This is a genomic window from Sporosarcina sp. CAU 1771, from assembly GCF_054482775.1.
Map to the genome: position 1 here is coordinate 18,619 of NZ_JBTLRN010000016.1, position 14,481 is coordinate 33,099.

General features: G+C 38.4%; 12 protein-coding genes and 1 riboswitch. Of the genes, 4 read left to right on the forward strand and 8 right to left on the reverse strand.

From position 1 onward, the window contains the following. Positions 1-33: 33 nt before the first annotated feature. Positions 34-3,096, reverse strand: coding sequence for a DUF4430 domain-containing protein (locus tag ACXYMX_RS11200; RefSeq protein ID WP_459044323.1), 3,063 nt, complete (start codon positions 3,094-3,096; stop codon positions 34-36). Positions 3,097-3,287: 191 nt separating this feature from the next. Beyond that, positions 3,288-3,477: riboswitch (cobalamin riboswitch) on the reverse strand. Positions 3,478-3,827: 350 nt separating this feature from the next. Next, positions 3,828-4,304, reverse strand: a complete 477-nt coding sequence (locus ACXYMX_RS11205; RefSeq protein WP_459044324.1) for a flavin reductase family protein — start codon at positions 4,302-4,304, stop codon at positions 3,828-3,830. 286 nt (positions 4,305-4,590) lie between these two features. Between ACXYMX_RS11205 and ACXYMX_RS11210 the strand changes: the two genes are divergently transcribed. The 4 genes from ACXYMX_RS11210 (at position 4,591) to ACXYMX_RS11225 (ending at position 9,243) form a co-directional block, all read left to right on the forward strand. Further along, a complete protein-coding gene (locus ACXYMX_RS11210) occupies positions 4,591-5,727 on the forward strand; it encodes a betaine/proline/choline family ABC transporter ATP-binding protein (protein WP_459044325.1) in 1,137 nt (378 codons plus the stop codon). Between the two features lies 1 nt (position 5,728). Next, entirely contained in the window at positions 5,729-6,376 is a 648-nt protein-coding gene (locus ACXYMX_RS11215) for an ABC transporter permease (protein WP_459044369.1), read from the forward strand. After that, a complete protein-coding gene (locus ACXYMX_RS11220; protein ID WP_459044326.1) occupies positions 6,376-7,263 on the forward strand; it encodes a glycine betaine ABC transporter substrate-binding protein in 888 nt (295 codons plus the stop codon). Before ACXYMX_RS11215 ends, ACXYMX_RS11220 begins: the two co-directional genes overlap by 1 nt. Positions 7,264-7,578: 315 nt before the next feature. After that, on the forward strand, positions 7,579-9,243 hold the full coding sequence (locus ACXYMX_RS11225) for a trypsin-like peptidase domain-containing protein (RefSeq protein ID WP_459044327.1): 1,665 nt from the start codon (positions 7,579-7,581) through the stop codon (positions 9,241-9,243). A gap of 255 nt (positions 9,244-9,498) precedes the next feature. On the opposite strand, the gene ACXYMX_RS11230 is transcribed toward ACXYMX_RS11225, so the two are convergent. The 6 genes from ACXYMX_RS11230 to ACXYMX_RS11255 all read right to left on the reverse strand — a co-directional run bounded on the left by ACXYMX_RS11230 (position 9,499) and on the right by ACXYMX_RS11255 (position 14,372). Then, a complete protein-coding gene (locus tag ACXYMX_RS11230) occupies positions 9,499-9,675 on the reverse strand; it encodes an AMP-binding enzyme (RefSeq protein WP_459044370.1) in 177 nt (58 codons plus the stop codon). A gap of 67 nt (positions 9,676-9,742) precedes the next feature. Then, positions 9,743-10,555 carry an SDR family NAD(P)-dependent oxidoreductase gene (locus ACXYMX_RS11235; RefSeq protein WP_459044328.1) on the reverse strand — a complete coding sequence of 271 codons (813 nt, stop codon included), beginning with the start codon at positions 10,553-10,555 and terminating at the stop codon, positions 9,743-9,745. 183 nt (positions 10,556-10,738) lie between these two features. Continuing rightward, on the reverse strand, positions 10,739-11,128 hold the full coding sequence (locus ACXYMX_RS11240) for a MaoC/PaaZ C-terminal domain-containing protein (RefSeq protein ID WP_459044329.1): 390 nt from the start codon (positions 11,126-11,128) through the stop codon (positions 10,739-10,741). Between the two features lie 27 nt (positions 11,129-11,155). After that, a complete protein-coding gene (locus tag ACXYMX_RS11245; protein ID WP_459044330.1) occupies positions 11,156-11,599 on the reverse strand; it encodes an FAS1-like dehydratase domain-containing protein in 444 nt (147 codons plus the stop codon). A gap of 15 nt (positions 11,600-11,614) precedes the next feature. Continuing rightward, positions 11,615-12,757: an acyl-CoA dehydrogenase family protein gene (locus ACXYMX_RS11250; RefSeq protein WP_459044371.1), complete on the reverse strand. Its 1,143-nt coding sequence runs from the start codon at positions 12,755-12,757 to the stop codon at positions 11,615-11,617. Positions 12,758-12,788: 31 nt separating this feature from the next. Beyond that, on the reverse strand, positions 12,789-14,372 hold the full coding sequence (locus ACXYMX_RS11255; RefSeq protein ID WP_459044331.1) for a long-chain-fatty-acid--CoA ligase: 1,584 nt from the start codon (positions 14,370-14,372) through the stop codon (positions 12,789-12,791). Positions 14,373-14,481: the final 109 nt, after the last annotated feature.

Consider the following 14,481-nt stretch of genomic DNA (forward strand, 5'->3'; position numbering starts at 1 on the left):
AATGTAAATGTTAAGGCAGGCTTGTATCACCCTTTATATCAAACGTTCTACCAGTATAAGCACACCCGAGTGTGAGCCCACACGAATATGACCATCTTGCAAACTATATTTCCCACTATGTTCGGACGGAATTGTAAATGTAATACTATTCGCCTGTGTTGCCATATTGTACTGTCTTGCATCACCTGACAACAAGGTTTGTTCAGGACCAGCAAAGAACCTTAACTGCCCTTGAAAATTATAAATACCTGAAAGTTTGTTAGCTGGGAAAGAAAGCCCTTTAAAAGTTACTTTTACCTGATCTCCTGCTACAATTTCTTGACTAGGGTTTGTAAGATTTTCAATTCTTACGTCAAGTGGACGAGCTGTCATCACATGGTATTCAGCTTTGCCATCCTTTGCTACTTTAACAATATTGCGCCCTTCGGTTAACAAAGCTGTAAAAGAACCATCTTGATTTGATGTTACTCCATCCGTTGAAAACGTCGCTGTTCCATAAGAAGCCGTGTCTAAACCGTGATTTATTTCTGGGCTAAGCACACTGACCGTGCTACCTTTAGTAGGTGTAAATGTGAAATAAGCACCTGGCTCATCTTTAACGTAATAAACACTATCAATATCTGCATCAAAAATACCGTTTTGAAGGTTCATAATCGCATTGCCTGTTTTACCTTCATTTGCTTTTTGGTTGCGCTCTTGATTACTTTCGATGCCTGTTGAAATGCCTGTTTCACCTTGGCCAACTGTTACAACAAATAGACCGACATTTTCTGGCCAAATTGCACTAAATGCATCATCCGCATCCTTAATGTATGTTGAACCGTTTACTTTCAGCGCATCATAAGTAACTTTTACAATCGCTGTCCCATCTTTTAAGGCCTTTACTGTCGCATAGCTTCCTGGTTTTCCAGGTTCAATTCCCACTACATCATCACCTGTAATAATTTCATAATGAAAATCAGGCTCAAAGAAGTAGTTACTAATGCCTTCAATTAAAGCTTGCCAACTACGTAGAGGAAGTAATTTAAAATCGTCACCTTGATTTAACTTCAAATGATTTTGTTCATTAATATTTAAATATAGGTTGCCTTCGAGATACGTACCTTTATTTAAAATAGCCGTCGGTGGTAAAATATCTAGCTGCTCTTTCGTAATTTCCATTTTTGCATTTTGTGCATTCGCTGCGAAAGTACCTGTATTTGTCAGCTTTCCTTCTTGGTTCACACGGTAATTATAGGTCCCGTTGTTCGAAAGCTTGAATGCATATGTTTTTGTACCATCAGTATTGATTATTGCTTCACTTTCAGGTTGGATTTCCCCAAACGCGATGAAGTGTTTAACTTTTTGCCCCACAAACAATTCAGCTTCCTGTGGAATTGTGAATGTTACATTTCCTGAGAATGGAATTGCCACATTTATTGCTTGGGCTGATGATGCAATTGGTATTGTAATAACATTACTTAACGCAATAAATTCAGTGTGTTTTGCATCAGGTTCAAATGTATAGAAATATGTCTTCCCCGTAAGTGCCAAGACAGGAATTTGACCTTGTGCAGTTACTTCACCAAACTGTAATGACGTATCGTCTGGCGAATTCTGTCCCACTTTGACAGTGTAATCATTGTTTACAGTCCAACCTGCATTACTTGCTTTAAAATTAAGTTGGCGGAATTGAAATTCTTGATTTTCTTCGGCAGTAACTGTTAGTTGCCCGCCACCGACACTGTTATCGTTGCTATCAAAACCTTCATATCGGTAGTTCCCAACTTGTAGAGTTGTTGAATAAACTCTATACGGCCCTTCAACACCATCTCCGATACTGATTTCTTGTTGGTTAGCATCGTAGAGCTTAAGGCTAACTGCCTTAGGTGCAACGGTAAACTTTACTTCACTTTCAACAGATGATCCTGTTTTTAATCCAGCACTTTTTGCCTGATTAAATGCTTCCGTGGCTTGATTTAACGCTAAAACTTTCGCATCAATATTTTCTTGAATTGCTGTTTCATCTGCAATTAGATCCTGAGCAGATAGAATGATATTTACATACGCGTCTAATTCGGCTTGTGTTACCCAATTTTCAGTAGTGTCTATATCTTTTCCGTCTACACTTACTTTTACTAAGTCTTTGTTTTGCTTAGCTTCCTCAATCGCTGTTTGTAATGCTGTTTTATCAACTTCTTCTATTTCTTCTTTTCCATCTAATACATCGGTTAATTTTTCAAGTGCTGCATCGACACCTGCTTGGCTGCTTTCCATATTTATAAGCTGTGCGTATGCCGCATTATAAGCAGACTGTACATTTGCATTTGCTAAAATTTCGTTTTTGTTTGGGGCACTATTAATCTCTGCAACTTTTTCTGTTAGTGCATCTTTGTTGGCTGGATTAATATAACTATCTTCACCACTACCTCCGCCTAAATCACTTCCAAGGCCATGTACTGTAAACTGCCATCTAATGACGTCGCCATCTTCTGGAAACACCTGGGAGGCACCTACAGGGATAAACTCATTATTGACCGCTACCATCCAACCAGACATATTCGTGTAATCATATTGACCTAACCAATCAGATTTCGTTCGCCCATCAATTTGGCCAGATTTATCAAGAATGTATTGTGGAATTTTCACTTCTCCGGGATTTGGATCATAAACAGATGCTAAATAGAAGCTGTCGTCTATAGTTCCAGTGTTGCTATAATTCTCATCCCCTAAAAAGTCAACCAAAACTTGAGCAACTTTATCTCCCTTATTAAAAGGTACTTGAACAGGCTCTTTTATGTATCCTTGTCCTAGGGTAAATTTTTCAACAGAAATCGTCACGTAGCCGGCTGGTTCAGCCTCATCTAGTGCCATAATCTCGATTTTTGCACTATCATCCGTTGTACTTGAGTCGGGCATTTCTGTATCTATCCCGGTATCTATATCGGTGTCTATATCCGACCCTTCTTCATTTTCTTCATCAATAATAGTCGTGGAACTATTGTCCAATTCGTTCGATTCGAACTCCCGTACTTCTGCAATTGCAGCTGGTGATAATAGCGAGAATGATAAGATGAAAATCATTGCTATATTCAACCACTTTTTAAGAATACTCATTTTTTACCTCCTCAAATTTGTTTTACAAACCTGCACCTAACAATCTTCCTATTAGTCACAACACCCCCCATCCCTTGTATAGAAACCAAAAAGCCCTCACCTCCAGAAAAAAGAGATAAGGGCAGATGTATGCTCAATAAATAGACGAATAGATTGAAAGATACACGATGCTACCTTTTTCCTGGAAGGTATAATGCATGGATATCTTGGCAAGTCTCCTGACTTATGGGTTGAATCGTTTCTTCTGCCTTCCCAGTTTTTCAACCAGTGGCTGTGTAGAAGTCACTTCCCAATTACAGTGGCCGGACCGTTCAGGATTTTCACCTGATTCCTTATTAATCTTTTACCCGAAGGCAAAGAACCAAAATAGTTAGTATTTAGTTGTCATTTATTAGTATAGAAGTATTGGGAAATTTATGCAACTTCTATTTTCCCACTCCAAAAACCGTCGATATATTACAATCCGGTCGTTTCCCGCACAAAAAGGATTCCCCATAGAAACATTATTTACCAGAACTCCGTATTTTTTGTGGAAACGCAATGCCAGTGTGTGACATTGACGTTGTTTCAGACGGGACTTAAGTAATGATTCGCCGATATGTGGTGTGATTGCGTCGATATAAGCCCGATATGTGCCGATATACACTCCAAATGCGTCGATAAAACACAATCCTGTTGTTTCCCACATACAAAAAAAGAATGCCTCACGAATGAGACATCCCTCTGTTCAGTTACCACGATCGATTCCAAATAGGCGCTACGCTTGAGAACTTACCTTTGTAATAAGCAAGCGGATTTCCGTCGTCAAATTCCATAGATGTAACTTTCCCCACATAGATTACGTGGTCGCCGCCGTCATATGTCGCCCAAGGTTCGCAGTCTACATACGCTAGTGCGTCTTGTATGCGGTCTCCGTACTTCCCTTTTTCGAATGTAAAAGGTGGCTTATCAAATATCCGACCTGCAAAGTGCATTGCTGTATCTTGTTGGTTTTCTTTAAGAATATTTACAGTGAACGTATTGTCTTTTAAAAAATCGACTGCCTTCGTTGTTCGATCTACTGAAACGAGGACGAGTGGTGGATCAAGTGATACGGATGTAAATGAATTTGCAGTGAAGCCGTGCGTTCCTTGATCCGTTTCACAAGTTACAACTGTTACACCCGTTGCAAAACGTCCCATACAATCCCTAAATTCCTTCGTGTCCAAAGATATCACCCCTCGTGCTTTCTATTACAAATAGTATATGTGTATTTATTTATCTAGTCCATTGAAAATACTTTAAAACAAGAGATTAGCGGGGGAAAACACAGTTATTTATTTACAGGAATCCCTCTACCATACATTTCGTGGTGCGAAATATATATTTTTATGTTATACTGAGGAAGTAAGACATTAATCCGAACACTTTGATTACTCCCTTTTATTTGTATTAACTGCAAAATTAGTGGTTCATTCGGAAATAATATGTTTTTAAATATTATAGGAGGTACTTATGTTAAAGTTTGAAAATGTATCAAAAGTGTACGACGGTGGATTTAAAGCAGTAAAGTCCGTCAACTTTGAAATTGAAGCAGGTGAATTACTTGTCCTTATTGGGCCCAGTGGTTCTGGTAAGTCTACCACAATGAAAATGATCAACCGCATTATCCCCCACACAAGCGGAACAATCTCCATCAACGGCAAGGATATCAAATCCTACAACCAAGCCGAACTTAGAAGAAGCATTGGTTATGTCATTCAACAAATCGGCCTTTTCCCCCATTATACGATTGAAAAAAATATTGCTATCGTTCCTCAACTAAAAGGTTGGAAACAGGACGTTATTCAAGCACGTGTAAAAGAACTTCTTGAATTAGTTGGTTTAGATCCTGAAATTTACGCAACTCGTTACCCAAAAGAACTTTCAGGTGGTCAACAACAACGTATCGGTATTGCGAGAGCTTTAGCATCTAATCCTGATATTATTTTAATGGATGAACCCTTCAGTGCGCTTGACCCAATTTCACGGGAGCAGCTGCAAGGTGAATTGCTTTCATTGCATAAGAAACTGAAAAAGACAATAGTTTTTGTAACACATGATATGGACGAAGCGCTAAAAATGGGCGATCGTATTGCCATCATGAAAGATGGAGAGTTGCTGCAATTAGACACTCCTGAGAAATTACTTCACGAGCCTGCACACGGATTTGTTGAAGAGTTTATGGGTAAACACAGAATCATTCAAAATCCTGAACTCATGCCCGTTACTGAAATCATGTCGGAATCCATCGTTACTTCACTTCCGAATCGTTCTCCGGAAAGAGCCCTCGCTCTCATTCGACAACGAAAAATTACGAATCTTGTCATCGCCGATGAAGATAACAAACTACTCGGTATCGTGTCTGCTTACGATTTAATTAAAAAATTAGATAAGATTAAAACGATTGACGAAATTATGACTACTTCGGATGCTGTTTTACTTGATTCAGCTTCAGCAAAAGATGCAATTATTATGATTGACTCTTCAGCATACGGAATGATTCCAGTTGTTGATAAAGACCATAGAATATTAGGTCTCGTTACTCGCGGTTCCTTACTTTCCGCCATGTCCAGCCAGTGGACAGAAACGGAGGATGATTTAGTTGAATAACATGAATATATGGCAACAACTCGTTGAACAAACTCAATTACGCTGGGGAGAAGTGCTAAGTGCAACTTCCATCCATATACAGCTCGTATTTTTCTCGATGATCATTGCAACAGTTCTTGCGGTTACTCTTGGAATTGTCGTAACACGTGTACCTCAACTGAAAACAATTGTTTTAGGTGGAACAGGTATTCTTCAAACAGTACCAAGTTTAGCTCTACTCGGATTTATGATTCCAATTTTCGGAATTGGTGTAAAGACAGCTATTGCTGCACTATTTCTTTATTCGTTACTTCCAATTATGCGAAATACGTATACAGGAATTAAAGATGTTGATCCGGCTACGATTGAAGCTGCACGTGGTATGGGTATGACAAGCATGCAAATTCTAGTGAAAGTTGAACTACCACTCGCAATCCCAGTAATTATGGCTGGTATTCGAACAGCTGCAGTTATTAACGTTGGTAATGCTACACTTGCTGCCTTTATTGGTGCTGGTGGACTAGGGGACTTTATTTTCTTAGGTATTACGCGCGGAATCGATGGACTTATTTTACTTGGAGCCATTCCAGCCGCACTTCTTGCGCTCGTCCTTGAAACGTTCTTTAGTGCCGTTGAACGTTGGACAACGCCGGAAGGGTTGAAAAAATAATGAAAAAGAAATTAATTTTAAGTTTCGTAACGATTCTACTTGCGAGTGTTCTTTCGGGGTGTATTTTCATAGAGAAAGATTCACTTCGTCTCGGGTCCAGGAACAACACTGAAAGTATTATTTTGTCGCATGTTATGGGGCAATTAATTGAAGACAAGTCGGAAATCGAAGTTTTGTATAAAGAAAACTTGGGTGGATCATCGGTAGTATGGAACGCGATTACAAACGGCCATATCGATGTCATTCCAGATTATACGGGAACAATCGTTGTTACGTATTACCATGAAGAACCTGGTACAGCCGAAGAAACGTTGAAAATGACCAAGGAACTTGTTGATGGTGACGGTCTTGTCGCATTTAACACGTTCGGCTTTAACAATACGTATACACTCGCACTTGATGAGTCGATTGCTGAAGAAAACAACATTGTCACATTCAGTGACTTCGCTGCATATTCACAAGATTTTACGTTAGGTGCTGTGTTTGAATTTATTGACCGACCGGATGGTTTACCTGGTTTTCAAGAGGAATATGGTCTTTCATTTAAAACTGTAAAAGGAATGGACCATGGAATGATGTATCGCTCGATTAGTGCAAATGAAGTAGATGTTATTAACTCATACACGACAGATGGGCAGCTTCAAGTCTATGATTTACGAGTGTTAGAAGACGATAAGTCTTACTTCCCGCCGTATCATGCGCTTCCACTTGTTCGAAAAGAGACTCTCCAGGAATATCCTGAATTAGAAGAGATCCTTAAGCAACTCGAGGGTATGATTGATGAAGAAGCGATGCAAATCATGAACGGTAAAGTCGATAACGACGGCATGATGGTCGAAGTTGTTGCGAGAGAGTTTTTACAGGAAATCGGTTTGATTGATAAATAAGCCTGATAATTTTGGACGACTTCGATGGAATATCGAAGTCGTTTTTTTGTGGTTGATGCAGGACTTAAGTAGTGATTCGCCGATATAGTTCGTGTATGTGGCGATAAACACTAGTAAGTTGCCGATATAGGCACACGATACGGCGATATACACCCCATGTACGTCGATAAAAATAAAAGCCAGTCAGTTTTTTGTATTTACCAAAAAACTGGCAGAGACATAACTATTATGGATTCTTAAGATTTACATAATTGGTTATATATTACTACTCAGTGTGATACAATATACTCACCAACTAAAAGGGGATGAGGAAGAATGAGAGAATTAAAGAAATTCACTATGCTTTTCTCCATACTTTTTATACTTTTTTTACCATTAACTAAAACTGAAGCCGCAAGCAACTTTACCGATGTTCACCATTACCAAGATGAAATTGGCTACTTAGTCAATAAGGAGATTATTAAAGGCTACCATGATAGGACTTTTGCACCACTTAAAAGTGTTACAAATGCACATGTTGCCGTCATGATGGTGCGAACACTTCAATTGGATACCGCAAACATTTCGAACCCTGGATTTAGTGATGTACCAACCACTCACCTTTACTACAAAGAAATTGCAGCTGCTACTCAAAGTGGTTTATTCGCAAAAGGACAATTTTTCAATCCTGAAAAAGCGAGTACTCGAGGAGGAATGGCAAGAGCGATTGTTGCCGGATTAAATCTGAAAGGCGATACAACAATTTCTTTCTCGGATGTTTATTCAACAAATATAAACCGTGAATATATTTCCATTTTAGCCGACAACAACATTACCACAGGCTACACCGATGGAACCTTTAAACCAAACGATCCTCTAAGCAGAGCACATTTTGCCGTTTTCCTTTCAAGAGCATTGAATGATGAATTTAGACCTATTCCCTCTACAACTCTTACAACTTCCCAAATTAATGAATTGCACGACAATAAAATTGTAACGATATATACAGAACATGCTCAAAGCACTGGACAAGGCAGTGGTATTTTAATAGGTGAAGGCCTTGTACTAACTAATGAACACGTTATTGATCAAATGAAAAACGGGGTCGTGCGTTTTAATAATGGAGACATTGTTGATATTGCAGGAATCGTTCGAATGGACAAGAATAAAGATCTCGCTTTAATTAAGCTAGCTAAGAACATTCAAATGGAGAGCGTTACATTTAGGCCATTTAACCAGCTAACTAAAGGTGAAAAAGTAGTCGCAATTGGAAGCCCACTTGGTTATTCAAATACGATTTCCGAAGGGATTATTAGCGCTCTACACAGGGAAATGAATGGCGTTAATATGATTCAAACAACTGCTTCTATTGACAGCGGTAGTTCTGGTGGTGGACTATTTGATCAACAGGGTAGATTAATAGGTGTTACTACAGGAGGAAGAAAAGATAGTGTTGCAAATATTAACTTTGCTGTTTCTGTATCCGAATTAAATGATTGGGATTCAATCATTTCTTCGTCATACAACAACATCCCGATTCTTAACAATAAACCGAGCATTCCGGATACGAATTATTCTTCCGAGCTCTTCCGAAATGTTAAAATGGGCATGACTAAGAGCCAAGTAAAATCAGTCGAAACTGCTAGACTGATTAACGAAACTAGTACTTCTCTTCTCTATGCAGATACTTCGTACAGAGGTTTTCCAGTAGATGTTTATTATACTTTTGATAGATACGGATTAAGCAGCATATTCATCACTTTTCTGGGTACAACTACTTTCACTCTAGAAGAGTTAGAGTTATTATTTGAATACGTTCTCTATGAAATGGAAGAAGAGATAGGCTTGGCTGACTATTTAGATACAAATTGGCTTGATGATGATAACGGATATGATTTAATAGCGCATTGGTACTCTCCAGTAAAAGCTTCTTGGAGAATTCATATGACATATGATTACAAAGAAAACGCATCTATATTAATTATGAGCGATAATAATTAATCCCACAAACACTATACAAATTTTATAGGATATTAGACTAATCGATAAGTAAATACACGCAAATAAAACACTCCAAACGTTTGAAGCAATGAACGTGTGGAGTGTTTTATTATGGATAAATTATTATGAGTAACTAGAATTATTAATCTACAATTGATCATTTTACATCATCAAAAGGAAGTGAGACGAAAGAAAGCTTCGTTTCCCCGTCTTCAGCAATGCCCTCTATTCGCTTTTTTAACAACCAGAATTTACTTAGCTCTTTCTTAACTCACGCTTTAATATTTTACCAGAAGGATTACGTGGCAACGCTTTGATGAATTCTACCTCTTTAACTTTCTGAAACTTCGCCAATTTTTCATTGCTAAAGTGCATTATTTCTTCACCGCTACATTGTTGCTCTTCTTTTAATACTACATACCCTTTTTTTATTAATAATTAATATCCGACACTCCATTATTCACTAAAAATCTCCGGCATGCTTCTTGGAATCGTGTATTTATGTATACATTCCGCCACTGATATTAATCACATGCCCATTAATATAATTCGAAAGTGGAGATGCTAAGAAGAAGATGCTTTCTGCTGCTTCTTGGGCTGTTCCAACACGTTTTTGAGGGATGGATTGTTTAAACATTTCTCTAACTTTTTCAGGAATACCAACCGCTACACCATCGACAACTTCTCCAAGTTCTTTTGCTTGAGTTAAACGAGTGTCTATTACTCCAAAAGCGACTGCATTACAATTTATATTAAAACCTGCCCATTCTTTTGCTACGGTTTTTGTTAACCCAATTAATCCGGCTTTTGCGGAAGCATAGTTTGCTTGGCCGGCATTCCCCATAACACCTGCAAGGGAAGATACATTCACGATTTTACGGTGATTCACTATCCCTTGCTCCATTTCCGCCTTCGCTGCATCACGAAAATACGGGGCTGCTTCACGAATCAAACGAAAAGGTGCAATGAGATGAATATCTAACATTTTTTGAAATTGATCGTCTGACATTTTATGAATGACGTTATCCCATGTGTAGCCCGCACTGTTCACTAAAATATTCAATTTACCATAAGCTTCAATCGTTTTACTCATAATTTCTTTTGGAAAATCAACTGCTGTAATATCTCCGACAACTGCGATTGCATCTCCGCCTTTATCTTTGATAGCTTGAACTACCTCTTCCGCTGGCTCTCTATCCATATCGGAAATTACGACACGTGCCCCTTGTTCTGCCATCATTTCCGCTAATGCACGTCCCACGCCTCTACCTGAACCTGTTATAATTGCTACTTGCCCCTCTACTAATCTCATCAATAATTCCTCCCTTTTCTCCCTAAATAAATTAAACTAATTAGCCTTTATACTTCCGACTACGTCTAGTTACCTTCTAATTAATTGGAGTATAACTAGACGAATTTTATGCAAAAAACATCCGCTCAACATAGACATCAACGGTCTGTATAGTTTTTAGTTCAACTAATATAGTCCTCTTTTTCAATCATTCTTCGCGACAATAAATTGACCTGTTAATTTTATTTCATCGTCTTGATTTTTTACAATTAGTTCACCGATTAAGCGTTTTTCACCATTCTCTTCTGTTTCCTCTGTAATGTGACCGTTTACATTTAGTTGTTCACCGGGATAGGACATTTTAGTAAATCGCACTTTAAATTGGCGTAAATCTTTTCGTGGAAACCACTGAGTAAGTGCTTGTCCGGCAAAGCCCATCACAAGCATTCCATGAGCAATAACTCCACCTAGTCCTGCCTGTTCTCCAATAGGAACAACGGTGTGAATAGGGTTGAAATCTCCCGAAGCTCCAGCATATCGAACTAACTGTATGTGTGAAATTTCTGGTTTTTCCAGTTGTGGCAATGTCATCATCTTTTTTCCTCCTTTAGCAATTTAACTTTAATGCCTTTCAATTACAACACTATGGGCAACAAGTACCTTCTCATTATCTTGATTTTTGTAAGTTGTTTCTGTCATAAATAAGTTCATGCCCTTTTTAACTTCTGCACCTGTTACAGTCATCTGCGCAAATATTTCATCACCCGCACAAATATCACCATAGTATTCATATGCTTGCTCACCGTGCAGAACTTTTAATGGATTCATTTCGAGTACTTTTGTAATAGAGTCGAAATCAGTTCCCGCCCACAAATCAATTGCAGTCGCAAAAGAAGGTGGCATTGGCACATCTCGAAATCCAACCTGTCTAGCTACTTTACTATCCAAATAAATTGGATTATCGTCTCCAATAGCTAAAGCAAATTCTTTAATCTTTCCTCTTTCTACAGTAAATTGATATGGCTCAAACACATATCCTACTTTACTAGTAACCTCTTTTACCATAAATCCTATTCCTCCTTATAACCCTATATTTTTAGCGATAATGTTTTTCATGATTTCATTCGTTCCCGCGTAAATCGAAGCGACAGGTACATCACGGTATCTTCTTGCAATACCATACTCTTCCATATAACCGTATCCCCCATGTAGTTGCAGACATTCACTAGCTACACGTTTCGTCAAATCAGTCAACCACCATTTCCCCATAGAAACTTGTGTGACGATATCTTCTCCTGCCATATGCTTTACAATCAAATCATCCGTAAACACACTACCTATTTCAATCTCCGTTGCCATTTCGGCCATCTTAAATTGAGTGTTTTGAAACTTACCAATCGGCTTACCAAATGCCTCTCGATTCTTCACATACTCCAAAGTCATTTCATACATAACTTTTGCCTGTGCAACAGAACCGATGCATAGATTGAGTCGCTCTTCTTGAAGTTTACTCATTAAATAATAAAAACCTTGTCCTTCTTCTCCTAAAAGATTACTAACAGGGACACGCACATCTTCAAAAATCAATTCCGAAGTATCCTGTGCATGTAGACCAATCTTATCGAGTTGTTTACCTCTTGAGAATCCAGGCATTCCACGCTCAACAACAAGAAGGCTTATTCCTTTATGAGCTGGTACGATTTTTGTATCTGTTTTACAGACAACGACTACCAAATCGGAATGGATACCATTTGTAATAAATGTTTTTTCACCATTGAGAATGTAGTCATCTCCATCTCGAACAGCCGTTGTTTTGACAGCTGCTAAATCTGAACCTGTTCCTGGTTCAGTCATTGCAACTGCGGTAATTATTTCACCTGAAACACATTTAGGGAGCCAACGTTTTTTTTGTTCTTCATTGCCAAAAGCATTAATATAAGGAACAACGATATCATTATGCAGACTAAAACCTAAAAGGCTAGTCCCTACACGTAGCAACTCTTGACTAATCACGACATTATAAGGATAATCCGTATTGAAACCGCCATATTCCTCATCGAGCCACGAACAAAGAAACCCTTGCTCGCCCATCTTACGCCATACTTCACGTGGAATAATTCGATCCTTCTCCCACTGGTCATAATATGGAACTATCTCAACTTCAAGAAACTTACGAAACGCATCCCGAAATATATGATGTTCTTGCTTAAAGTATGTTTTCACCAATTTAACTACCCCTTTTTATCCCTATAACTTAGTTAACTTTTTTCTTCGAATCTTCCCAGTACTGATCACGTAGCGTTCTCTTTAAAATCTTACCCGCACCGCTCTTTGGAATTTCGTCTAGAATTTCAATTGATTTTGGAACTTTATAATTTGCTAGATGTGGTCTAACGAACGAAACTATCTCTTCAGAAGTCACTGAATCAGGTACTTTAAGAACTATACAAGCTTTTACAACCTCGCCCCATTTTTCATCTGGAACGCCGAATACCGCACACTCCAAAACAGCCGGGTGACTAGATAATACATTTTCAACTTCGAGTGAATATACATTCTCTCCGCCTGTAATAATCATGTCTTTCGCGCGGTCAACGATGTAATAATACTCATCCTCATCCTTATAACCTACATCCCCTGTGTAATACCAACCGTCACGAAGTGCATTTTCTGTTTCTTCCGGCAGGTCCCAATAACCTTTCATAATATTCGGACCTTTGGCGATGATTTCCCCCACTTGATTTGTTTCCACTTCCACACCTTCAGGATTCACGACTTTAAGCTCCACACCTTGAACTGGTTGCCCTACTGAAGTTAAGCGTTTCTCCTGTTTTTTGGTTCCACCTATAATGTGATCCTTTTCTTTTAAAATTGTTAATACTGGCGATGCTTCTGTCATACCAAATGCTTGGTTAAACTTCGTATGCGGCATCATTTTCTGTGCCTTTTTCAGCAATTCTGGCGACATTGGTGATGCTCCGTATAATACTCGTTTAACAGAACTAATATCATATTTTTCAAATTCAGGGTCGTGAAATAGGAAGGTCAACATTGTTGGAACGAGTGTACATGCTGTAACTTTCGATTCTTGAAAAGCTTGAAGCACAGCTTTCGGAGTAAACATACGGATAATCGCATGGGTTCCCCCTAACATTGTAAACATATTTGTTGAGGCCTGATCCGCTAAGTGGAACATTGGCGCAGCATGTAGATATATATCATCTTCTGAATAATCTATATTCGTCTTCAAGTGATATGAATTTATCGTTAAATTTTTATGCGTCAAAATAACCCCTTTAGGTCGACCGGTTGTACCTCCCGTATAAAAAATACCAATAACGTCCTCTTCCTCAACGCCTTCGTGAGTTAACCTGCTTTCAGGTTGTTCATCGATCAACTTCTCATACGAGTGCATACCCTCCGAGTCTACTGACTTCACAACTTCGGCATCTTCAGCAATTATGAACTGACCAACTTTAGGTGCATTCTCTTTCAAATAAGGCACAACCTGTAAAAATTCTTTGTGCACATATAATACAGTTACACCTGCATTTCTTAAAACAAATGCAAGTTCTTCAGGATTCGATCGAATATTAAGCGGTACCGTAATTGCACCAAATGAAGACATTGCATACATCAATTCGATATAGCGGAAATCATTCAACATGAGCATGCCTATGCGATCACCTTTTTTAACTCCCATATCTAGTAAAGTCTGCTTAATTTTTGCTGTTCTATTTGCTAGTTCCCGGTAAGTAAATTTGTGCGCGCCGTCAATAATTGCTATCTTCTCTGGATACGTCCGTGCTGCATGTATTAAACTTTTAGTAAAAATCATATTATATCCTCCTCATAATTAAATATTTTTTTGATATTCTTTTCTTGCACCGAAAATGCGGCATTAATAAACTTTAAATGAGACGTTAAACAAAAATTCGTAAAGACTA